This window comes from Salinibacterium sp. SWN139 (genome assembly GCF_015864625.1).
In the GTDB taxonomy this organism is placed as follows: Bacteria; Actinomycetota; Actinomycetes; order Actinomycetales; family Microbacteriaceae; genus Rhodoglobus.
In genome coordinates this window covers 502,167-523,688 of the sequence record NZ_JADYWV010000002.1, presented here as the reverse complement: position 1 = coordinate 523,688, position 21,522 = coordinate 502,167, and the positions used below count along the sequence as shown (strand labels likewise).

General features: G+C 61.1%; 20 protein-coding genes. 4 read left to right on the top strand and 16 right to left on the bottom strand.

Features of this window, described 5'->3' with window-relative positions:
• Window positions 1-73: 73 nt before the first annotated feature.
• Window positions 74-1,309, top strand: a complete 1,236-nt coding sequence (locus tag I6E74_RS07690; RefSeq protein ID WP_197124470.1) for a beta-ketoacyl synthase — start codon at window positions 74-76, stop codon at window positions 1,307-1,309.
• Window positions 1,310-1,439: 130 nt separating this feature from the next.
• On the opposite strand, the gene I6E74_RS07685 is transcribed toward I6E74_RS07690, so the two are convergent.
• The 8 genes from I6E74_RS07685 to I6E74_RS07650 form a co-directional block, all read right to left on the bottom strand.
• Window positions 1,440-2,177 (bottom strand): SDR family oxidoreductase, encoded by a 738-nt coding sequence (locus I6E74_RS07685; RefSeq protein ID WP_197124469.1) that lies wholly within the window; start codon window positions 2,175-2,177, stop codon window positions 1,440-1,442.
• A gap of 194 nt (window positions 2,178-2,371) precedes the next feature.
• Window positions 2,372-2,527: a hypothetical protein gene (locus tag I6E74_RS07680; RefSeq protein WP_197124468.1), complete on the bottom strand. Its 156-nt coding sequence runs from the start codon at window positions 2,525-2,527 to the stop codon at window positions 2,372-2,374.
• A gap of 2 nt (window positions 2,528-2,529) precedes the next feature.
• A complete protein-coding gene (locus tag I6E74_RS07675) occupies window positions 2,530-3,033 on the bottom strand; it encodes a DUF3145 domain-containing protein (protein WP_197124467.1) in 504 nt (167 codons plus the stop codon).
• Between the two features lie 195 nt (window positions 3,034-3,228).
• Window positions 3,229-4,071 (bottom strand): ABC transporter ATP-binding protein, encoded by an 843-nt coding sequence (locus I6E74_RS07670; protein ID WP_197124466.1) that lies wholly within the window; start codon window positions 4,069-4,071, stop codon window positions 3,229-3,231.
• Window positions 4,068-4,922: an ABC transporter ATP-binding protein gene (locus I6E74_RS07665; protein WP_197124465.1), complete on the bottom strand. Its 855-nt coding sequence runs from the start codon at window positions 4,920-4,922 to the stop codon at window positions 4,068-4,070. Before I6E74_RS07665 ends, I6E74_RS07670 begins: the two co-directional genes overlap by 4 nt.
• Complete coding sequence (locus I6E74_RS07660; protein ID WP_197124463.1) at window positions 4,919-5,773, bottom strand: ABC transporter permease; 855 nt, start codon at window positions 5,771-5,773, stop codon at window positions 4,919-4,921. The genes I6E74_RS07665 and I6E74_RS07660 overlap by 4 nt, the downstream gene beginning before the upstream one ends.
• On the bottom strand, window positions 5,770-6,831 hold the full coding sequence (locus tag I6E74_RS07655; protein ID WP_197124461.1) for an ABC transporter permease: 1,062 nt from the start codon (window positions 6,829-6,831) through the stop codon (window positions 5,770-5,772). Before I6E74_RS07655 ends, I6E74_RS07660 begins: the two co-directional genes overlap by 4 nt.
• Before the next feature lie 14 nt (window positions 6,832-6,845).
• Window positions 6,846-8,408: an ABC transporter substrate-binding protein gene (locus tag I6E74_RS07650; RefSeq protein WP_197124459.1), complete on the bottom strand. Its 1,563-nt coding sequence runs from the start codon at window positions 8,406-8,408 to the stop codon at window positions 6,846-6,848.
• A 134-nt stretch (window positions 8,409-8,542) separates the two neighbouring features.
• On the opposite strand from I6E74_RS07650, the gene I6E74_RS07645 reads away from it, so the two are divergent.
• Window positions 8,543-9,130, top strand: a complete 588-nt coding sequence (locus I6E74_RS07645) for an Lrp/AsnC family transcriptional regulator (protein WP_197124457.1) — start codon at window positions 8,543-8,545, stop codon at window positions 9,128-9,130.
• 3 nt (window positions 9,131-9,133) lie between these two features.
• Here the strand turns inward: I6E74_RS07645 and I6E74_RS07640 are convergent, their stop codons facing one another.
• On the bottom strand, window positions 9,134-9,883 hold the full coding sequence (locus I6E74_RS07640) for a hypothetical protein (RefSeq protein WP_197124455.1): 750 nt from the start codon (window positions 9,881-9,883) through the stop codon (window positions 9,134-9,136).
• Between the two features lie 273 nt (window positions 9,884-10,156).
• Here I6E74_RS07640 and I6E74_RS07635 point away from each other — a divergent pair, with 273 nt between their 5' ends.
• Window positions 10,157-10,795, top strand: a complete 639-nt coding sequence (locus I6E74_RS07635) for a PadR family transcriptional regulator (RefSeq protein WP_197124453.1) — start codon at window positions 10,157-10,159, stop codon at window positions 10,793-10,795.
• Window positions 10,796-10,845: 50 nt separating this feature from the next.
• Here the strand turns inward: I6E74_RS07635 and I6E74_RS07630 are convergent, their stop codons facing one another.
• From I6E74_RS07630 to aceA, 6 genes are all read right to left on the bottom strand, one after another.
• On the bottom strand, window positions 10,846-12,528 hold the full coding sequence (locus I6E74_RS07630; protein WP_197124451.1) for a bifunctional 3'-5' exonuclease/DNA polymerase: 1,683 nt from the start codon (window positions 12,526-12,528) through the stop codon (window positions 10,846-10,848).
• Window positions 12,529-12,564: 36 nt separating this feature from the next.
• Complete coding sequence (locus I6E74_RS07625) at window positions 12,565-12,972, bottom strand: DUF779 domain-containing protein (RefSeq protein ID WP_197124449.1); 408 nt, start codon at window positions 12,970-12,972, stop codon at window positions 12,565-12,567.
• 83 nt (window positions 12,973-13,055) lie between these two features.
• On the bottom strand, window positions 13,056-14,579 hold the full coding sequence (locus I6E74_RS07620) for an aldehyde dehydrogenase family protein (RefSeq protein ID WP_197124448.1): 1,524 nt from the start codon (window positions 14,577-14,579) through the stop codon (window positions 13,056-13,058).
• Between the two features lie 135 nt (window positions 14,580-14,714).
• Window positions 14,715-16,007, bottom strand: coding sequence for a transcriptional regulator (locus I6E74_RS07615; RefSeq protein WP_197124447.1), 1,293 nt, complete (start codon window positions 16,005-16,007; stop codon window positions 14,715-14,717).
• 60 nt (window positions 16,008-16,067) lie between these two features.
• Window positions 16,068-17,687, bottom strand: coding sequence for a malate synthase A (gene aceB / locus I6E74_RS07610; protein WP_231604839.1), 1,620 nt, complete (start codon window positions 17,685-17,687; stop codon window positions 16,068-16,070).
• A 63-nt stretch (window positions 17,688-17,750) separates the two neighbouring features.
• Window positions 17,751-19,052 carry an isocitrate lyase gene (gene aceA / locus I6E74_RS07605; RefSeq protein ID WP_197124446.1) on the bottom strand — a complete coding sequence of 434 codons (1,302 nt, stop codon included), beginning with the start codon at window positions 19,050-19,052 and terminating at the stop codon, window positions 17,751-17,753.
• A gap of 142 nt (window positions 19,053-19,194) precedes the next feature.
• Here aceA and I6E74_RS07600 point away from each other — a divergent pair, with 142 nt between their 5' ends.
• Entirely contained in the window at window positions 19,195-20,664 is a 1,470-nt protein-coding gene (locus tag I6E74_RS07600; RefSeq protein WP_197124445.1) for a helix-turn-helix transcriptional regulator, read from the top strand.
• Here the strand turns inward: I6E74_RS07600 and I6E74_RS07595 are convergent.
• Window positions 20,661-21,488, bottom strand: a complete 828-nt coding sequence (locus I6E74_RS07595) for a DUF1684 domain-containing protein (protein ID WP_197124444.1) — start codon at window positions 21,486-21,488, stop codon at window positions 20,661-20,663. The genes I6E74_RS07600 and I6E74_RS07595 overlap by 4 nt on opposite strands.
• Window positions 21,489-21,522 lie beyond the last annotated feature (34 nt).

Below are 21,522 nucleotides of genomic sequence, written 5' to 3'. Positions count from 1 at the left end.
TGGCCTCCGCGCAGCACTGCAGAAGTCTGCCGTTGGCGGGCTTTCTGAGCCATGCACTCAAAAGGAACGTGAAATGACCAAAAAGATCGTTGTCACCGGTATCGGTGCCACTACGCCCATCGGCGGAACCGCGACCGAGTCGTGGAACGCCCTTCTCGCTGGCGAATCCGGAGCCCGCTCTCTCGAGCAGGACTGGGTTGAAAAGTATTCTCTCCCCGTAACGTTCGCGGCCCAGGCTAAAGTGCGCCCCGAAGAGGTTTTGGAGCGCGTCGAGTACAAGCGACTCGATCCCTCCAGCCAGTTCGCCCTCATCTCGGCGCGCGAAGCGTGGGCCGATGCGGGCTCACCTGACGTCGACCCTGAGCGTATTGGTGTTGACTATTCCACCGGTATCGGCGGACTCTGGACGCTCCTGGACGCGTGGGACACTCTGCGCGAAAAGGGACCGCGTCGCGTCTTGCCGATGACGATTCCGATGCTCATGCCGAACGCGGCAGCTGCCGCCATCAGCATGGCGATCCCGTCACGTGCCTATGCTCGCACTGACGTTTCAGCGTGTGCCTCCAGCACCGAGGCTCTCGCCAACGCCTACGCTCACCTTCAGGCAGGGCTTGCGGATGTCGTGATCGCCGGCGGAACGGAAGCAGTGGTTCACCCGCTTCCCATCGCCGCCTTCGCGTCGATGCAGGCACTCTCGAAGCGCAATGACGACCCGGCAACTGCCTCGCGCCCCTACGACATCTCGCGGGACGGCTTTGTACTCGGCGAAGGAGCAGCAACGCTCGTTCTCGAGACCGAAGAGCACGCTCTTGCCCGTGGTGCTCGCATCTACGCTGAACTCGCTGGTGGCGCTGTGACGAGTGACTCGTTCCACATCACTGCTCCCGACCCCGAGGGAACCGCTGCAGCCCGCGCTGTTCGCGACGCTCTCGAAGCGGCCGGAGCAACACCAGAAGACGTTACCCACATCAACGCGCACGCGACGAGCACGCCCGTCGGTGACATTGCCGAGTACAAGGCGCTTCTGCGAATCTTCGGCGACCACCTGCCGAATATTCCCGTCTCCGCCACTAAGGGCGCCACCGGGCACCTCTTGGGCGGCACCGGAGCACTCGAGGCCATCTTCACGGTCTTGGCTCTCCACCACCGCACGGCTCCCCCGACGATCAACCTCACCAACCAGGACCCCGCGATTCCGCTGGACGTCGTCACGTCGCCCCGCGACCTCGGCTCGGGCCCCCAGCTGGCCATCAGCAACTCGTTCGGCTTTGGTGGACACAACGCTGTCGCCGCATTCCGTTCGGTTTAGCCACGGAGCCAGCTCGGCCGCTTTAGCGAGTTGAGTGTTAACGAAGAATCGCCCGTCCGATCAATGATCGGACGGGCGATTTCTCGTTAAGCGTTGTCAGTGCGTGAACACGCTCCGTGAGGTTCGAGCGCTAGTTCACCGCGCCGTCTCCCGCGAGAACGCCGCCGTCAATGATGAATTCAGATCCGGTCGAGTAACTTGCGTCCTCGCTGGCGAGGAAGAGAACCATTTTGGTGACTTCTTCCGGCTCTCCCAGACGAGGAATCGGCGTGCTTGAGTCGTCGATCTCCAAGCCATCAGTCATGGGAGTGCGGATGTTACCGGGGTGAACAGAGTTGACTCGCACACCCTGGTGGCCGAGTTCCATAGCGACAGACTTCGTCAAGCCGCGAAGGCCAAACTTGGAGGCTGTGTAGCCGTGGAGGGCGGCGAAGCCCTGCATGCCGGCAGTCGACGAGATGTTCACGATCGAGGAGGTCTCGTTCTTGACCAATTCGGGTGCCGCCGACTTGATGCCGAGGAAGGCGCCGGTGAGGTTAATCCCGATGATGAGCGACCAGTCCTTAGCGGTATAGGTGTCGAGAGTACCGAAGTTGGCGATTCCGGCGTTATTGATCAAGACGTTCAGTCCGCCGAAGGTGTCGACCGCAAGCTTCACTGCCGCAAGCCACTCTTCCTCGTTCGTGACATCGAGGTGGGCATAGACGGCACTCTCACCAAGTTCGTCCGCGAGAGTCTGACCCTCAGCATCCAGAACGTCGGTGATGACAACCTTGCCGCCCTCGGCGACAATGGCACGACTGTGGGACTCACCCATTCCGCGGGCACCACCGCTAATGAGAACTACTTTTCCGTCAAAACGAGACATGATGTTCCTTCCAAATCCTGAAATAGTTTCAGCCGGAAGAACAAAGTCCGAGGACCCGGGAACGGTCCGTTGTGGCAACCGTGCCCGAAAACTTCCGGCCACGTCTCAACGCTACGCCGGGAGTCTACTGGAAGCCACCTGAACGGCACGCTCGCAGCGAACAAACAGTCACACAAATGTGCAGACCGCGGGGACTAGAGGATGGAACGACATCCATCATGGAGAGAGCACTCTCCATCGAAAGTGGAATCGACGGAATCGAGCACGACGTCAACGCAGTCACGCCATTCGATGAGCGGAATCCGAGTGTCAACCGCAACTTCTGAGAGAGCCGTGCGTTCGGAAATCATCGTCAACCTACCTTGTGAAGCCACACAACTGCAGAATCTTGACTGGCGTGACGGAACGACTCAAGTTCGTCGTCCCACGCCTGGCCGAGAGCAAGGCGAAGTTCGCGGTGCAGCTCGAAAGCATCGGAACCCGCAGCTTCCATCGCGTAGCGCAAGCGGTCTTCCGGAATCACCATGTTGCCGACGCTGTCGGTCTGCGCGAAGAAGATGCCGAGGTCGGGCGTGTGCATCCAGCGTCCGCCGTCCGAACCCGGACTCGGGTCTTCGGTGACTTCGAAACGGAGGTGTTCCCATCCACGCAGGGAGGATGCAAGCGTGGCACCGGAGCCCTGCGGCCCCTCCCAATAGAACTCAGCACGCTGAGAACCTTTGAGCACGGGTTGATCGTCCCAGTCAAAGTTCACGGCACGTTCAAGAGCGCGACCAGCGGCCCACTCGATGTGTGGGCAGAGCGCGCGAGGAGCAGAGTGCACGTAGAGCACTCCGCGAGCGTTTTGTGCAGTCACGATATCTCCGTTCCGTTGGATGCGACTTCCCCATCGACCCACGAACGGTGCCTGTGACGGCACGGAGCTGTTAAATTGTGCGGCGAACCGCTTGGGGACATTATCCCCGAATAATCCGCCAAAACACAAGCGTGTAGTTACATTTACGCAATTTGGTCGCAATCGTACCCACGCGAAAGGAACCGCTGACGCGGATTATGCGCGGTCGAGGGCCTCGGGAAGCGTCATCCGCCACTCTTCTGGAGCGTCTGCCGCCGGTGCAGCAGGCAGGTTGCCCTTGCCGTCAGGCTCGGGAATCGCCGAGATGAGCGCTCGCGTGTACGGATGCACTGGGTCATTCCAGATCAGATCCGAAACGCCAGATTCGACGATCTTGCCGCGGTACATCACCACGGTGCGGTCGGCAATGAGGCGCACGATAGCGAGGTCGTGAGAGATAAAGAGCAACCCGGCGCCAGCATCGAGCGCGAGCTTGCGCATCATGTCAGCGACGGATGCCTGGCTCGACGCATCCAGAGCAGAAATCGGTTCGTCGGCGACCAAGAGATCGGGTCGCGCAGCCAAGGCGCGAGCGATAGCGACACGTTGACGTTGCCCACCCGAGAGTTCGTGAGCGTAGCGCGCCACCATCTCGATAGGGAGCCCGACACGTTCGAGCCACTCTTCGGGCTGCGAGCCTTCGTCGCCACGTTCAACGGCAGCGCGGATGCCTTCTGAGATCTGCTGCCCCACGCGAATCCGCGGGTTCAGGGATGAGTTGGGATCTTGGAAGACCATCTGGATCGACGTGAACTGTGCGCGACGACGGCGAACACCCAACAACGGAACTTCAGAACCGCGATAGGTCACAGCGCCCGCACGAGGCTTTTCCATTCCCACAACAGCGCGGGCCAAACTCGACTTGCCACAACCGCTCTCCCCCACGAGTGCCAGCACTTCGCCGGGAGCAATCGTGAGCGAAACGTGGTCGACCGCGCGCACGACAGTCGCACCGTGGTACTCGATAACGAGGTCTGAAACCTCAAGCAGTTCACTCATTCGCTTGCCTCCTCGAAGCCAGCAGCGCCCGGTAGTGACGCAAGCAGCTCGCGCGTGTACGCGTGCTGCGGGTTCACGAAGATCTCGCTTCGCACATTCGACTCCACAATCTCGCCATGACGCATCACCGCAATATCGTCGGCGATCGCGCTCATCACACCAAGATCGTGGGTTACGAGCAACACTGCGAGCTGGCGCTCATCGGCCAAGTCGCGCAGAAGGTGCAGGATGCCAGCCTGAACGGTCACGTCAAGAGCCGTAGTCGGTTCATCCGCGAGCAACACGATAGGGTCGCACGCCAAGGCAATGGCGATAGCGATGCGCTGACGCTGGCCGCCCGAAAACTGGTGCGGGTAGCGGGCAAGGGCTTCGGCCGGATTCGGGACTCGAACCCGGTCAAGCAGCTCGATAGCGTGAGCTCGGGCCTGCTTGCTAGACATCTTCATATGCCGCTTGACGTGGTCAGTGAGCTGTGTGCCCACCGTTAACTGCGGGTGCAGACTCGATGAGGGGTCTTGGAAGATCATCGCAATACGACGCCCACGAATCTCGTTCAGCTGCCGATGAGTCATCCCGACGAGCTCGGTATCTCCCAAACGAATTGAGCCCCCGACAACGGCGTTGCTCGGCAACAGGCCCAACATCGCGAGCGACGTGACGGTCTTGCCCGAGCCCGACTCCCCTGCGAGACCTTGGATGCGTCCGGGGGTAAGCGCGAGGCTGATGCCTTTAACGATGGCCTTCACGTTCTTACGCGAGCCGATGCCGATCGTGAGGCCGTCGACCGTGAGCACCGGCGTGGTGCTTGCGGCTGCGGCATCCGCAGTCTGAGGTGTGGTGATGTCGCTCATGAGCGTGCCCCCGCTCGCGATACCTGGGAGGTGGGATCGAAGATGTCTCGCAGTGAGTCACCCACGAAGTTGAACGCCATAACGACGGTGAGGATGGCCAGTCCAGGGAACAACCCGATCCACCAGCTGTCGAAGTTTTGGATGGCGGCAGAAATCATGGAGCCCCACTCGGCCGTCGGCGGCTGAGCGCCGAGACCCAGGAACGAAAGACCAGAAAGCAACAGGATCGCGGTTCCCACATCGAGGCTCGCGAGAACCAGAATCGGACCAACCACGTTGGGCGCGATATCGACGCGCAAAGTTTTGAACGGCGAGAAGCCCATAAGGCGGCCAGCCATGACGTAGTTTTGCGTTCGCAACCCCAACACGATACTTCGCGTCATTCGGGCATATTGCGGCCACGAGACCACAAACGCGGCGATGACGGCGTTGAAAAGCGACGGGCCAAGAGCGGCCGCAACGACCATTGCGAGGATGACCGTGGGGAACGCCATGACGAGGTCCGTCAGGCGCATGAGCAACTCATCGACCCACTTGCCGAAGTAGCCGGCAATGGCACCAATGAGCGTTCCCACGACGAGCGACATCAGCACGAGCATGAGCGCCAGCGGGATCGTGACGCTGGCACCGGTCATCAGGCGCGAGAAAATGTCACGGCCGAGAGCATCCGTACCCATCAAAGTGTCGATGCCGGGGGCCTGCAGTCGCGGCAAGTCTTGCGACAGCGGATCGAAAGGAACCCACAACCGCGCGGTGAAGGCGATGCCCACCCATGCGATGGCGATAACGGCACCAATGACACCGAGCGGAGTAATCCACGCGGCGGGAATCTTTAGCCAACGCTTTCTCATGCGAGCCTCACCCTCGGGTCGAGTACACCGTAAAGAAGGTCGACGGCGAAGTTGATAGACAAGTAAACAACGCCAACGACGAGACCGACGCCCATGACGCCGGGCAGATCGAGGCTGGTTGCCGAGTTGTAGGCGTAGCTGCCGAGGCCGGGCCACGCGAACACTGCCTCGACGAGCACAGTGCCCGAGAGCAGCGTTCCAAACGCAAGACCCACGATCGTGAGGATGGGCAGCGATGCTCCGCGAAGCACGTACCCGAAGAGTAGGCGGGGACCGCTGAGCCCCTTGGCACGGCCAGCACGCACATAATCGGCATCCAACACCTCGAGCACAGAAGTGCGAACGAAGCGCGTCAGGAGCCCAATCGTGAAGAGCGACAACACAAAGACGGGAAGCATAAGGTGCGCGAGCGCATCAGTGAATGTCACCCACTGGCCGGCCAGCAGCGCATCGACCGTGTAAAAACCAGTCACGGTAGGCGGCGGCGCGAGAGCCGGCGAGAGACGCCCCGAACCGGGCGCGATGCGCAGCTGCAGGAAGAAGAAGTTGAAGCTGACCAGTGCCATCCAGAATGTGGGGATGCTGAGGCCGATGAGCGAAAACACGCGAACCAGTTGGTCGCTGATCTTGCCGCGGCGGTAGGCCGCAAGCGAACCGAGCGCAACACCAACACCGAGACTCACGACGATGGCCAGCAGCGCAATCTCGACCGTGGCGGGAACAGCCTGAGCAAGGTCGTCAGCCACCGGCTGGGTAGTGCGCAGGGAGATACCCATGTCGCCGTGGAACAGGCCGCTGATGTAGTTGGCATACTGCACCGGGAGCGGCTGGTCGAGGCCGCGCTCCTTGATGTACGCCTCGACGGTGGCGGGGTTGCTCGCCGCCCCTTCACCGAGCGCTGCCGCAATGGGGTCACCCGGCACCAGGTTCGCGAGAGCGAACGTGACAATAGTGACTCCGAAGAGGAGCAGGACTGAGGTTCCGAGGCGACGAAGCAGGTACCCGACCAGAGGTGATCTGGCCGAGTACCTGCGGGTCGCGCGGGGTGTATTTCCCACGCTAGAGATTCTTTCTACTTAGCTTGCAGTTCAGCGATGTCCATCGTCCAGGTGGAGTTATACGCGACTCCATCAATGTACGAGGCGGTCGCAATGTTCGAGCCAGGAACGATCAACGGAACAAACGGTCCGCTCTGCTGGAGGGCCTCAGCAAAGTTGCTGAAAGCAGTCTCACGCTCGTCGAAGTTCGTAGCGTTCTCTGCTGCCGCAGCGAGGTTTACTACGTCAGTGTCCTGCTCGGCGGTCCAACCGGCGCGCAGTCCGACCTTCTGTCCAGCCGAGAACGGCAGGAAGTTGGCGGAGTCAGCGTAGTCAGGGCCCCAGAACCAGATGCTGAAGGCTTCGGTTCCGTTGACGTAGCTGTCGATCTGAGTGGTGAACGGCGCCGGAGCGAGCTCGATGGTGATGCCGGCATCGGCAAGCTGCGACTGAACGCGCTCGGCGAGAGGAGTGAAGTTCACGCCACCAACCGGGTAGTCGTTCGGGTATTCGAGCGTGATGCTCTCACCGTCGTAGCCGGACGCTTCGAGCGATGCTGCTGCAACGTCGAGGTCCTGCTCCACACCGTTCTCCAGCGCGCCGAGGAATGACGGCGGGATAACACCGGTTGCCTGCTCAGAGCCGGCACCAGCAAGTTCGAGCAATGCCGGGTAGTCGAGTGCGTAACGAACCGCATTCGCGAAGTCGGCGTTGGCGGTAACGCCACCTACCTCTTCGCTCTGGTTGATCAGAAGGAAGATCGTCTGAGCCGACGGTGTCGAGAAGATGTTGATGCCATCGCTCAGGCTCGCGACCTGGTCACCGCTGAGGTCAACGGCTACCTGCGAGTCATCGCCCTCAAGGTTGATCTTCTGGGTTGCGGCCTCAGAAACGTTGCGGATAACAACGCGAGTGAAGTCGATGTCTTCCTCACCGTTGTAGTTCTCGTTCTCGGTGAGCACTACCTGTGACTCGAAGTTGATCGAGTCGAGGATGTACGGGCCGGAGCCAGCCGACGTCTCGTTCAAGAATGCTTCAGCAGCATCCGAGTCATCAGTCGTTCCACCGTTTTCGATCACGAGGGCCGAGTTGAGGATGGCGAGCGACGGGTTCGTCATGAGGGCCGGGAGCTTAAGCGACGGGGTTTCTGTGCTGAGCTCAACGGTCATGTCGTCGATCTTGGTGACGGTGATGCCGTTCATCAAGAAGTTCGCCTTGCTCTCGGTCATTCCCGCAACGCGGTTGAGCGAGAACACGACGTCATCAGCAGTAATCGCCGAGCCGTCGGAGAAGACGCGACCGTCTTCGAGGGTGAAGGTGAAGACCGTCGCATCGTCGTTGGACTCGTACGAGGCGAGGCCGTTAACGGGGGTCGACTCGTCGGAGCCGGCAAAGTCGAGGAGCGTCTCGTAGAGAGCCTTCGACACCATGTAACCCGTCGGAACGTAGTTGCGTCCCGGGTCGCTGGTCTCGAGTGTGAAAGCGGTGTCAATAACGATGCTGTCGCTTGCTTCGGGTGCTGCTGCAGCGCAACCGGCGAGTGCCAGTGATGCAGTCAGTCCGAATGCGGCCGCTACGTAGCGGAACTTAGTGCGCAAAGGGAAACTCCTTGTGGTTATAGAACAGCCTCTGGACGGCTGTGCTTGAGATTGGCACAATTCCAGCTAGTCTGTCCAATCAAAGGCCTAATCATTCAGACCATGGCTCAAACATGAGGGAGATTTCACTCAATATGTCCACCAAAGCCCCTACCGGCTCGTCCAGCACTGGACAATCACAGCCCGTATTGGACGAGATCAACCTGAAGATATTGAGCGAACTCCGCTATAACGGACGAATATCAATGTCGGCTCTTGCGGAGAAGGTAAATGTCTCGCGCGCCAATGTGTACACGCGCGTCGAGCAGCTCATGTCTGATGGCGTGATTACGGGATTCAGCGCCCGAGTCGATCCGGCAAAAACCGGGCTAGGAATTTGCGCGCTCGTGTTTCTCTCTGTGCATCCGCAGACCTGGGCAAGCTTCCGCGACCGCATCACCGACATGACCGAGATCGAGTCCTGCCGCATCACCACCGGTGAGCATGACGCCATGCTACTGATTCGTGGACACGAAGTTGGGGCCATCCACGATTTCATCGTTGGAGTGCTTTCCGTGCTGCCCGAAGTGAAGTCGCTTGAGACGGTGTTGGTGCTCGATGAAGTCTTTCAGCGCCCCTACCTGCTGCCGACAGATCTTCCGGAACGGCCGCAAGAATCCGCGCAGTTGGGACTTACCCGATTCACCCGCGCCGACCCAAACCGCGCCGGGCTCAACAACTAGTCCCTAGACGGTCTGCACGCAGACACTCTTGCCTGGAACGCCGTCGAGAACAAACTCTTCAACAAGTTCGAATCGGCCATCAGCACGCAACCCTAGCGTTGTACTGCTGTCGCCCAGAAGCGTGGCGTCGCTAGCGATGACGTGGTGCACGAAAAACTCATCGAGCACGCCATCGCGGTAGCGCCCTACGCAGTGGCCTGACGTCACCGTGTCCCCGTAATAGAAACCCCACAGCACTCCCGAGTTCTCAGAGAATTCGAACCGAGTGGGTTCCACTGCAACGGTGCTCGCGCTCGACTCTTCGAGGATGAACGTCGTGCCATCGAGCTGCGGTTGCGTGCGCAGAGCCGGGTCAAGTTCTGGCCACGCGGCGCAACGATCCGCTTCGACACAAATGCTGACCTGAGGTTGGCCATCCTTGTCAAAAGTTTCGTAGAGCTCGAGCGTGCCCTCAGCGTTCCATTGGATGGTGCTCTCGGCGTGGCCGAGCACGACCTCGCCACCAGAAACGAGCCGGTGCGCGAAGCTAATCGACACGACGTTTCCGCTTCGACGCCCGACAAAACGTCCCACTGAGACAGTGTCTCCGTAGTACTGGCCCCAAATCATGTGGCCGTCTTGGTGATACCGAAACCGTGTCGGTGATTCGGTAGACACAGCGCTGCCCGATGACGAAACTAAGACGAATTCGCGATCATTGATCGACTCGGGAACGGGTTGCGCCTCCGCTGGGGCCACTGATGCATCACTCACGCAGATGAGTATGGGCCGTGAGTCGGTCTGTGCGAAATCCGGCACGAAGAGTCCAGTTCATCTTGCAGTTGCTCTAGATGGATGGACATTCTCGTGCAGCCGAGGGCTTGTCGATGCGATTAATCCACCGCCCAAAATGAGCATCGCCACGACAAAGTCGCGAATTCGGCGGCGCGAAGAACTCGACACACCGCGGAACAACGGCCGCGCATCCGCCTCGTAGCTATCGTCGTTTAGTACATACTCAGTATCGACTTACCCGGAAGGTCTGGCATGTCAATCCGCCACAGCCTGCTGATAATTCTGGCGCAGGGCCCCTGTTATGGCTATCAGTTGCGTTCAGAATTCGACCGGCGCACCGGATCGACTTGGCCGCTCAACGTCGGACAGATCTACAACACGCTCGATCGCCTCGTGCGCGATGATCTCGCGACCAAAGCGAGCGCACCCCACGACGCAGACCCTGACTCCTCACAACAGACGTATTACACGATCACGGATGCCGGAAAGATCGAAGCGGAACACTGGCTCACCACCCCGGTTGACAGCTACTCCGTGAGCCGCGACGAACTAGCAATCAAACTCGCAATTGCCGTAACTCTCCCCGGCGTCGATGCGCACGCCGTGATCGAACACCAACGCGAGGCGACGCGAGGCGCTGTTGACGCGCTCTCCCTTACCGCCGCAGTACGTGAGGATGCCCGCGACGCCAGTCAGTTCGCTGAGCAACTCGTCACCGATTCACTTTTCGCCCACGCCGAGGCCGAGTTGCGCTGGCTAGACCACGTTGAGGCGGCGCTGACGACCGCCCAATCGCATGGCCTCGTTGACGCGTTTCCCCTGAACCTCACCAAGCCCAAACGGGGCCGCCCGGCCACGGATTCCCCGGCGAACGAGGCGGCGAACGCATGACCGATCCGAGGGACGCTGCCCGCTAAAGTGCCGCGGCTCCGTGCGCGCCGCTATTTAGCTTGATCGTAGCGATCGACGATGGCGGTCGTGAGCGGAAACGTGACCGGAATATCGCCAAACACAAGGCGTCCAGCATCTGCCGCTGCCGCCGTAATGTGCTCGGCGACCCTGTCTGCGAGTTGGTCCGGAGCGTGCACCACGACCTCGTCGTGCAGGAAAAACACGAGGTGGGGCGCATCGGTAAACCACGCGGCATCCGAAAGCTGTCCAAGGCGATTGCGGATGCTCGCCATCCAGCAGAGCGCCCACTCGGCAGCGGTTCCCTGCACGATGAAGTTTCGCGTGAAGCGGCCCCACGACCGCCCCCGTTCTTGAGACGCCGCACGTTGAGCGGGCGACTGCGAATCGTCGTAAGTTGCCGCGTGGGTACCGGGAGGGGAACTGCGACCCAGTTGAGTGCTCACGACTTCGCCGCGCTCGCCTGCCCGAGCCGCCCGCTCGACGAGGGCAATCGCCTGCGGGTAAGCCCGCGCTAGCCGAGGCATCAATCGGCCGCTCTCCCCCGAAGTCGCTCCGTACATCGCGCCGAGCATCGCAAGCTTCGCGTGAGCACGAGTGTCGACCGCACCACTGGCCACAATGCCCTCGTAGAGGTCCCCAGAAGCCCCAGCAGCAACCATTCCGCGGTCACCGGCCAGAGCTGCCAGAATGCGTGGCTCGAGTTGAGACGCATCGGCGACCACAAACTTCCACCCCGGGTCGGCCTTCACAGCGCCGCGGATGAGGTGCGGTAGCTGCAAGGCCCCTCCGCCACTCGTCGCCCACCGGCCGGTAACGACGCCGCCGGGCACATAGTCGGGACGGAAGCGCCCGTCGACCACCCACGAGTCGAGCCACGACCATCCATTGGCCGTCATGAGACGTTGCAACTTCTTGAACTCGAGAAGCGGTTCGATCACCGGATGCTTCAGCTGTTTGAGTTCCCATGAACGTGTTGTTGTGGCTTGAATTCCTGCAACGCTGAGTGCACGTAAGAGCTCGGCGGGAGATTCAGGTGTGAGTCGCGGCGAGTCGAGCAGGAGGCGGATCTGATCGACGAGCATCTGGAGCTTCACCGGGCGTTCACCCTCAACACTCGGTCGCGACCCCAACATCTCGGTCAGAATCTCGTCATGAGCTTCGGCACTCCACGGGAGGCCAGCAAAACGCATCTCGGCTGCGATGAGCGCGCCCGCAGACTCCGCCGAGAGTAGGCGTTGCAGCCGGCCAGCCTCGGTTGAAGTTGCCACGGCATCGAGCTGATGTAAAAATTCAGCGAGTACGTCGAGTTCTGTGTCGGCAACCTGCGCCTGGTCATCGTCAAAGTCGAAGAGCGTCGAATGTTGCGGGGCACGGTGCTCGATGGGAGCTTCGACTCCGGCTTGAATAAGCGCATCCCAGCGGCTTGGCGGTGCCTGTGCCAGCGTTGACTCACGAGTGAAAGCGGAGTTGCGGAGAATCGCGTGACAGAGCCGAAGGTCGAAGCACCGGTTCACTCTGACGTGGGCAGCCAAAAGCCCCGGGTACCAGGCTGCAGTGTCGTGCCATACCCAGCGAATGTCGGGCTCAGCGCGTTGGGACTGCACCACGAACGCCGCCACATCCTCAATCGCGTGCTCGGCAATGACCGCGCCGTCTGCAGCCACTCGGGTGGCGGTGAGGGTGCGGCCGCTAGTCGTGAGCACGAGGTACACATGACTAGTCTGCCCTGCGCCGCCGACAGCAATTGCCTAACTAAACGGTTCGGCAGTCTCCATGAGCGTCGAGCGAATCAAGAAACGCACTCCCTCCGGCGCCTCAAGAGAGAATCCGCTGCCGCGACCTTTGACAACATCAACCGTCAAAAACGTGTGGCTCCAGTAGGCGAACTGTTCGACCGACATCCAGAATTCGATCGGCTGCTCAGGCTGACCCCGGGGCGCAATATCGAACACCCCCAGAAGAACATCGCTCGCTCCAGTGACGAACTCGCCTGCGGCAAAACACATCGGCGAGCTGCCATCGCAGCACCCGCCAGACTGATGAAACATGAGTGGGCCGTGTGTGCGCCACAGTGCTCGAAGCAAGTCGATGCTTTCGGCCGTCATGGCTAGGCGGGGTTGGGTTTCTCCCGGGATTACAACGCTGGCATTAATCATTTCCTGGCTCCTCGCCGCGGTAGATAGCGGAGCGGCGGCCAGCACGTCTGCACTGGCCGCCACTTCCTCATGCGATCCCTGGTTTAGAAGAATCCGAGCGCGTTCTCGGAGTATGAGACCAGCAGGTTCTTGGTCTGTTGGTAGTGGTCAAGGGCGAGGGCACTATTTTCGCGGCCGATTCCCGAGCTCTTGTAGCCGCCGAACGCGGCGCCAGCGGGATAGGCGTGATAGTTGTTGACCCACACGCGACCCGCCTGCAGGTCGCGTCCGGCCCGGTAGGCAATGTTGCCATTACGTGACCAGACACCGGCACCCAAGCCGTAGAGCGTGTCGTTGGCGATGGAGATACCGTCGGCGTAGTCGTCGAAGCTTGTTACCGCAACGACCGGCCCGAAGATCTCCTCCTGGAACAGGCGCATCTTGTTGTGACCTTCGAAGATTGTCGGCTGCACATAAAAGCCGCCACTCAGATCGCCACCCAGATCAACCCGTTCGCCGCCGAGCGCTAGTTTCGCGCCCTCCTGCTGACCGATGTCGATGTAGCTCAGAATCTTCTCAAGCTGGTCGTTCGAGGCCTGAGCACCCACCTGCGTGGCGGTGTCGAGAGGGTTGCCCTGAATCGCACGGCTCGTCCGCTCCACGGCATCGCCCAAGAAAGAGTCGTAGATCGACTTCTGGATCAGAGCCCGGCTCGGGCTCGTGCACACCTCACCCTGGTTGAAAGCAAAGAGCGCAAAGCCCTCTTGCGCTTTGTCGTAGTAAGCATCGTCGCGGTCCGCAACATCCTCGAAGAACATGTTCGGGCTCTTTCCGCCCAGTTCCAGAGTCGCCGGGATGATGTTGGCACTGGCGTACTGCAGAATCAGTCGGCCAGTGGTGGTCTCCCCCGTGAACGCGATTTTGCGGATGCGCGGGCTTGAGGCGAGCGGCTTCCCGGCTTCGACGCCGAATCCGTTCACGATGTTGAGGACACCGGGCGGGAGGATATCCCCGATGAGTTCGATGAGGACCAAGATCGAGGCGGGCGTCTGCTCCGCCGGCTTCAGGACTACCGCGTTACCCGCGGCCAACGCTGGAGCGAGCTTCCACACGGCCATCAGGATCGGGAAGTTCCACGGAATGATCTGCCCAACCACTCCGAGCGGTTCCTTGTAGTGATACGCCGTCATGTCGCCATCCATTTCGGCGAAGTGGCCCTCTTGCGCCCGAATGGCGGCAGCAAAGTAGCGGAAGTGATCAGCCGCGAGCGGAAGGTCAGCGTTAAGTGGCTCCCGAATCGGCTTGCCGTTATCCCAGCTTTCGGCGACAGCCAGCATCTCGAGATTCGCATCAATGACATCCGCGATCTTGTGAAGAACCGCTGCGCGCTCGGTGGTGGAGGTCTTGCCCCACGCAGGGGCCGCCTTGTGGGCTGCATCGAGAGCCAACTCGATATCTTCCGCAGTGCCGCGGGCTACCTCGGTGAACGGGCGTCCATTGACCGGGGAGAGGTTTTCGAAGTACTGCCCCTTGACCGGAGCGACCCACTCACCGCCAATCCAGTTCTCGTAGCGTGGTTTGAAAGTCATGAGAGATTCGGGTGTGCCGGGGGCTGCATAGATGGTCATGAGCTGACTCCTGTCGACGTCGTTGTCTGGGATGCGACGGCACAACTCGTGCCGTGGCCAGAACTCTAGGTGCGGGCAGGTTGCCGCAACGTTGCAACTTCTTGCGAAGCAGTCGGCGGCGAGGCAGCGAGGAAGTTAGGCGAGCTCGGCGTTGATACGTTCGAGGCGCGAGACGACCGAGGCCCGTTTCGGAGATTTGGCGGGCAATCGGGCGAGGCAGGCCGTCCACACTTCAACGTCGTAGGCGGCCTCATCGCTGCGGGCATAGGTCAGCAGCGTGTCGAGCGAGGCGTCGGTCAACATCGCGTCGCGCACCCGGGAGCAGACTTCATCCCGAATCGAACGAATACCGGGAGCGACAGAGCGGGGCAGCACCGGCCCCGAGTACCCGGCTAACGCCACACGATGCGCGCCGCGATCGAGAAAAGAGAGCACCCGACGGGCATCAAGATCGAGGGCTCGCGCGAGCTTATACGGGCGCGAAGTCGGGACAAGACTCGGGTCAGCTTTCTCGAGCACCCGACGCAGTCTGACCATTTCGGGCCGAACCGTATCGACTGAGCACCCCAATAGTTCAGCGAGCCGCTCAGCAGAGAGCCCCGCGGGATGCCAGGCCAACAACACCAGAATCTCGGCATGGCGCACGCTCAGCTCGATTACCGTGCCCGAGAGTTCGAGAGCACCTCCTTCGAGACCGAGAACAGAGAGTGCCGGCAGCGCTTCAGGCCGCACAACCGCGCGGTGGATCGTGCGCCGCGGACGAGCTCGCTCGGCATCGAGGGTTTGAATGCGCAGCTCTGACTCGACAGCGGCGACGGCTGCTTCCATCAGAGGGAGCGTCGCGGGCGCGACTGCGTCATCGCCACCGGTGATGTCGATAACGCCGAGCATTGCGCCGGTCGACGGATCATGGACGGGAACAGCGGTGCAGCTCCAAGGATGCACGATCCGATTGAAGTGTTCGGCTCCATGAATTTGGATGCCGTGGTCGAGAGCGAGCGCTGTGCCGGGAGCGCTTGTTCCCACGGCTTTCTCACTCCAGTCCGCGCCTTCGACGAATAGCATTCCCTCCGCGCGGCGGCGGAGCGTGCGATCTCCGTCGATCCACAGGAGGCGGCCATCTTGGTCGCCGATCGCGACGATGAGGCCGGCGTCGAGGGTGTGACGAATAAGGAGGCGGTGAATCGTGGGAAGAGCAAGTGACAGCGGGTGAGAGTCTCGATACTCGCGCAGGTCGTGGTCGGTGAGTTGTCGCGAGTCGAGCGGCTGATCGGGATCAAGTTCGAGTTGCAGCGATCGTTGCCACGATTCATGTACCAAACGGCGAACGCCGGTGGCGACCGAACGATCACCGATCGCAGTGTTGTGCGCTTGCTCTACGAGGGCACGCGCGCTGGATTCAGCGGTGGACATCCACGGGCTAGCCACTGGCACTCCGATCAACGTTGGTCGAGTGCCCTCATAATACGCGGCTAGCCCATGGACGGGTCAGGCAGCAGTCTCGCGGGGCTGTTCTACGAGATAGCTGCTGTAGGCGCTGAGCGTGAGGAAGGTGGGGAAATCATCCTCAAGCGTCACTTCGCGGAACACTGCCGCAGCATCATCGAAGCGGTCGCCCGGGGTGCGCTCGAGCGTCGCGAACACGTGGGCGAGTTCTTCCTCAATGCGCCGGTGCGTGATGGGTGTACCCTCGGCGGTCACGACGCGCTGGTGCATCCACTGCCACAGTTGACTGCGACTAATCTCTGCTGTCGCCGCATCCTCCATGAGGTTGTCGATGGCGGCGGCGCCGACTCCGCGGAGCCAGCTCTCGATGTAGCGCAACGCGATGGAGACGTTGGAACGCACTCCGGCATCCGTTACCGCACCATCGATGCGCAGGTCGAGCAAATCGTCGGCGGTCACGTGAACGTCGTCGCGCAGGCGGTCGACCTGGTTGGGACGCTCCCCCAGTACCGCGTCAAACTCGGCGCGAGCAGTGGGGATGAGATCCGGATGCGCGACCCAAGTGCCATCGAAGCCATCGGTGGCCTCGCGGCGCTTGTCTCGTGTCACGGCGTCGAGGGCGCGAGCGGTCACTTCGGGGTCACGACGGTTCGGGATGAACGCGCTCATGCCTCCGATGGCATGTGCTCCCCGCTTGTGGCAGGTCGCAACCAGTAGTTCCGTGTAGGCCCGCATGAACGGCACCGTCATCGTGATGGCGGAGCGGTCAGGGAGCACAAAGCTCGCCCCGCGACCACGGAAGTTCTTGATGATCGAGAAGATGTAATCCCAGCGCCCTGCGTTGAGCCCAGCGCAGTGCTCGCGCAGCTCGTAGAGGATCTCTTCCATCTCGAACGCCGCAGGAATCGTCTCGATCAGTACCGTCGCGCGGATCGTGCCGTGCGGAATGTTCAGAGCGTTTTCGGCGAACGTGAACACGTCATCCCACAGGCGCGCTTCGAGGTGATTCTCGATTTTAGCGATGTAGAAGTACGGGCCACTGCCGCGCTCGATGAGTTCGTGCGCGTTATGGAATATGTAGAGCCCGAAGTCTACGAGGGAGCCGGATGCCGGCGTGCGCAACCCTGCTCGGTCGGTGTACCGGAGGTGCTTTTCTACCAGATGCCAGCCGCGCGGTCGCATCACGATCGTTGGCGTCTCTTCGCCGAGAGCATAGGTCTTGCCCTCGTCAGTAGTGAAGTCAATCTGGCGACGGATCGCGTCGTACAGGTTGATCTGGCCGCCGATGACGTTGTGCCAGGTCGGGCTTGTCGCGTCTTCCTGATCGGCAAGCCATACCTTCGCCCCCGAGTTCATGGCGTTGACGGTCATCTTGCGATCTGTCGGCCCTGTGATCTCCACCCGACGGTCATCGAGGCCAGGACCGGCACCGGCAACGCGCCAGCTGTCATCCTCCCGAATCGCTGCCGTCTCCGGCAAAAAGCGCAAGTTGCGCCCGTTCGTGATGTGCTTGCGCGATTCCATGCGAGCCGCGAGGCGGTCATGGCGGCGACCAGCGAACTGGTCATGCAGCCGAGTGAGGAAATGCAGCGCATCCGGGGTCAAAATTTCGTCGAATCGTTCCTCCGATTCAGCGATCGGTTCCATTCTGCGAGTAGTCATAATCTGTCCTTAGAAAGTTGTGTAGTCGAGGGGTGGCGGTGCCGATTTAGTGGCGGTGCCTATTTAGTGGAATTGCGCCGTTTCGGTGCTGCCGACGAGGGCGAGGGTTTCGCTCGTGGGGTTGAGGGCCGTCGCGATGCGATCGAAGTACCCTGTTCCGACCTCGCGCTGGTGGCGCGTTGCCGTGTAGCCGTCTGCTTCAGACGCGAACTCTGCCTCTTGCAGTTCCACATACGCACTCATGTGACGCTCGCTGTAGCCCCGAGCAAGGGTGTACATCGAGTGGTTAAGGGCGTGGAACCCGGCAAGAGTGATGAACTGGAAGGCGTAACCCATCGCCGCCAACTCGCGCTGGAAGCTCGCGATCTGGTCATCGTCGAGGTGACGCTTCCAGTTGAACGATGGCGAGCAGTTGTAGGCGAGCTTCTTGCCGGGGAACTCCTTGTGGATGCTCTCCGCAAAGGTGCGCGCCAGCTCAAGATCGGGCTTCGCACTTTCGACCCAGAGCAGATCTGCGTAGGGCGCGTAGGCGTGGCCGCGACTGAGGACTGTTTCAATGCCCGGAGTGGTGCGGTAGAAGCCGTCACTGGTGCGCTCCCCCGTCAAGAATGGCTTGTCGCGGTCATCCACATCGTTGGTAATGAGGTCGGCAGCAAGCGAGTCGGTGCGAGCAATGATGATGCTCGATACCCCGGCAACGTCAGCAGCGAGTCGAGCAGCGTTGAGTGTGCGAACGTGCTGTGCGGTCGGGATGAGAACCTTGCCGCCCATGTGGCCACACTTCTTCTCTGACGCGAGCTGATCTTCCCAGTGAACGCCAGCCGCTCCGGCTTCGATCATGGAGGACATGAGCTCGTAGGAGTTAAGAGGCCCACCAAAGCCGGCTTCTGCGTCGGCCACAATCGGCGCCATCCAATCAATTTTTGGAGCGCCATCCTCGGCGGTCTCAATCTGGTCGGCCCGCATCAGCGCGTTGTTAATGCGACGCACAACGGCCGGAACGCTGTTGGCTGGGTAGAGGCTCTGGTCGGGGTAGGTCTGGCCCGACAGGTTCGCGTCGGCGGCGACTTGCCAGCCGCTGAGGTAAATCGCTTCGAGGCCGGCGCGCACTTGCTGCACGGCCTGGTTGCCGGTGAGCGCGCCAAGCGCGGCGACCCATTCGGTGTTGTCGCGCTGCAGGAGGTTCCAGAGGTTCTCGGCGCCGCGACGAGCAAGCGTGCGGTCTTCCCTAACACTTCCGCGGAGGGCAATGACGTCTTCGGCGCTGAAATCGCGTTCGATTCCGTTCCAGCGTGCATCCGTCTTCCACTCAGTTTCGAGTTCGGCTGCTGTCTGGTTTTGGTCGCCGGGGCGGTTGTTCGTCATTGCTGGCTCCTTCGTCAGTGGTTCATCGGTACTTCGTTTCTTCGACTCTGGTACCCCTGCACTAGTTCTTCACCACGATTTGTTGCAGAATTATCTGGATTCTTCTGTTTTTCGATAGAAGACCATCAAGGAGGATGTTCGGATGACCCCACGCACGCGTACGCAGGCAGACGATGAGGACATGTTCGATTCCCTCACTGTTGGCCGCCGCATCCGTCAACTCCGCACCGATCGCGGTCTCACCCTCGATGACCTGGGTGCCGCACTCGAGCGTGCGGCCTCTCAGGTCTCCGTTATCGAGAACGGCAAGCGAGAGCTCAAACTCAGCGAGTTGCAGAAGATCGCCCACTTCTTTGAGGTGTCGGTGGATGAACTGCTGAGCTCAGAGCCGCCTTCTCGGCGTGCTGCCCTCGAGATCGCTCTCGAACGCGCGCAGCGCGGTCCGCTCTACAACTCGCTCGCGCTGCCCGAACTGCCGGTGCGCAAGACCCTCAGCGATGAGGCAATCGAAACCGTGCTCGGCTTGCACGACGAGCTGCAGCGCTTGCACCGTGAGCGTGCGGCAACGCCTGAGGAAGCCCGCCGCGCTAATACCGAACTGCGGCGCATGATGCGCAGGCGCAACAACTACTTTGGTGAACTTGAGACGACAGCCCGAGAATTGTTGGATGCCGTCGGCCACACCGGCGGACCGCTCTCCCAACGGGTTGCCTCTGACCTTGCCTCCCACCTCGGGTTTTCACTGCACTACGTGCCCGATCTGCCCGCCACCACTCGCAGCGTGACGGATCTGCGCAATGGCCGTATCTACTTGCCGGTGGCGCAGGGCGAAGGAACCGACCCACGCTCGACGCTGCTGCAGGCACTTGCGGGGCATGTGTTGGGCATCCGGGAGCCTGCTGACTACTCCGAGTTTCTGTATCAGCGCGTGGAAACCAACTATCTGGCGGCGGCCCTCATGGTGCCGGAGAAGACCGCGGTCGACTTTCTCACTGCGGCGAAAGCGCAGCGAGAACTTTCCGTCGAAGATCTGCGCGATGCATTCGCGGTGCCGTACGAGACGGCAGCCCACCGCTTCACCAACTTGGCGACCGAACATTTGGGCGTTCCGGTGCACTTCTTGAAGGTGCACGAGGGCGGCACAATTTCCAAGGCCTACGAAAACGACAGTGCAGCGTTTCCGACGGATGCGCTTGGCGCAATCGAGGGACAAATCGTGTGCCGGCAATGGAGTGCGCGCCAAGTCTTTGACGTCGAGGACCGCTTCAGCCCGTACCACCAGTACACCGACAAGCCAGGCGGCACTTACTGGTGCACGTCGCGCATCCAGTCGGGCCGACGCGGTGATTTCTCGGTGAGCCTGGGCACGCCGTTTGCGTCAGCAAAGTGGTTCCGTGGGCGCGACACCACGAATCGTGCCGTCTCAACGTGTCCTGATGAGGGATGCTGCCGCAGCGCGCCCGAGAACCTGTCGTCGCGCTGGGCGCAACATTCGATCCCGAGCGCGCGGCTCAACAGTTCGCTGCTCGCGGCAATGCCCACCGGAATGTATCCCGGGGTTGACACCACCGAAGTATTTGAATTCTTGGAGTCGCACTCGCCGCGCGGCTAGTCGTGAAGCAGCGAGCCGTCCTTCTTCAGAACGTTCTTTTCACCAGCCTCAATGGCGACCGCGAAACGGTTCTGTTTCGGCGGCATGGGGCAGTTGAAGTTGTAGCTGAAGGCGCAGGGCGGCAGGATCGCGAGGTTGAAGTCGAGAACGATGGTGCCGTCGGGGTTGGGGGCGACGAACAGAAAACGACCGACGCTATAGGTGTCGACGCCGCTCGTAGCATCCGCAAAAACGAGCTGAAGGGCACGACCCGACTTGAACGCAGCGAGGTTGTAGTCGACGCCATCCTTCGTGAAGGAGATGTCACCGGGAATCGGCTGCTCGCGCTCCTGGCCGTCATCCTTGAGGTGTTCGAACCCGAGCGTGGTGCCTTCAGGGTTAGGCGTGAAGGCGGCGGTGATCACCCAGTCCGGGTTGTAGGCGTAGGCATCAATCGTGCCGAATTCTTGGATGGCGGGCGAGTTGCTGTCCCACACACGCAGGGCGTGGTTTCCCTCAGGCGCCTTGATGACAAAGCCCGTGACCGTTTCACCGAAGACAACCGCGCTGGGGTTCTCGTGGCTCTTGCTGCGCACTACGGCGCTGCCTTCCACGAGGGTGCCGTCAACCACGATGTTGTCTTCTGCGGTGGCCGTGACCGTGAGCCCATCCTCGTGGGGAGCCCACGTGCCAGGCACGCCCCAAATGGTCTGCTCAGCGTCCACCCACTGGGTATTGGTGAGAGCAAGGTTGCCGTTCTGCTGCACGACCGCCTGGTCGCGACGTTCGCGGAAGATAGCGAGCTTGGCTTCGGGCGTGAGTGTGGGCGCAGCAGTGTCAGTCATAAGTCCATCCTTGTTGAAGTCCATGATGCCAACC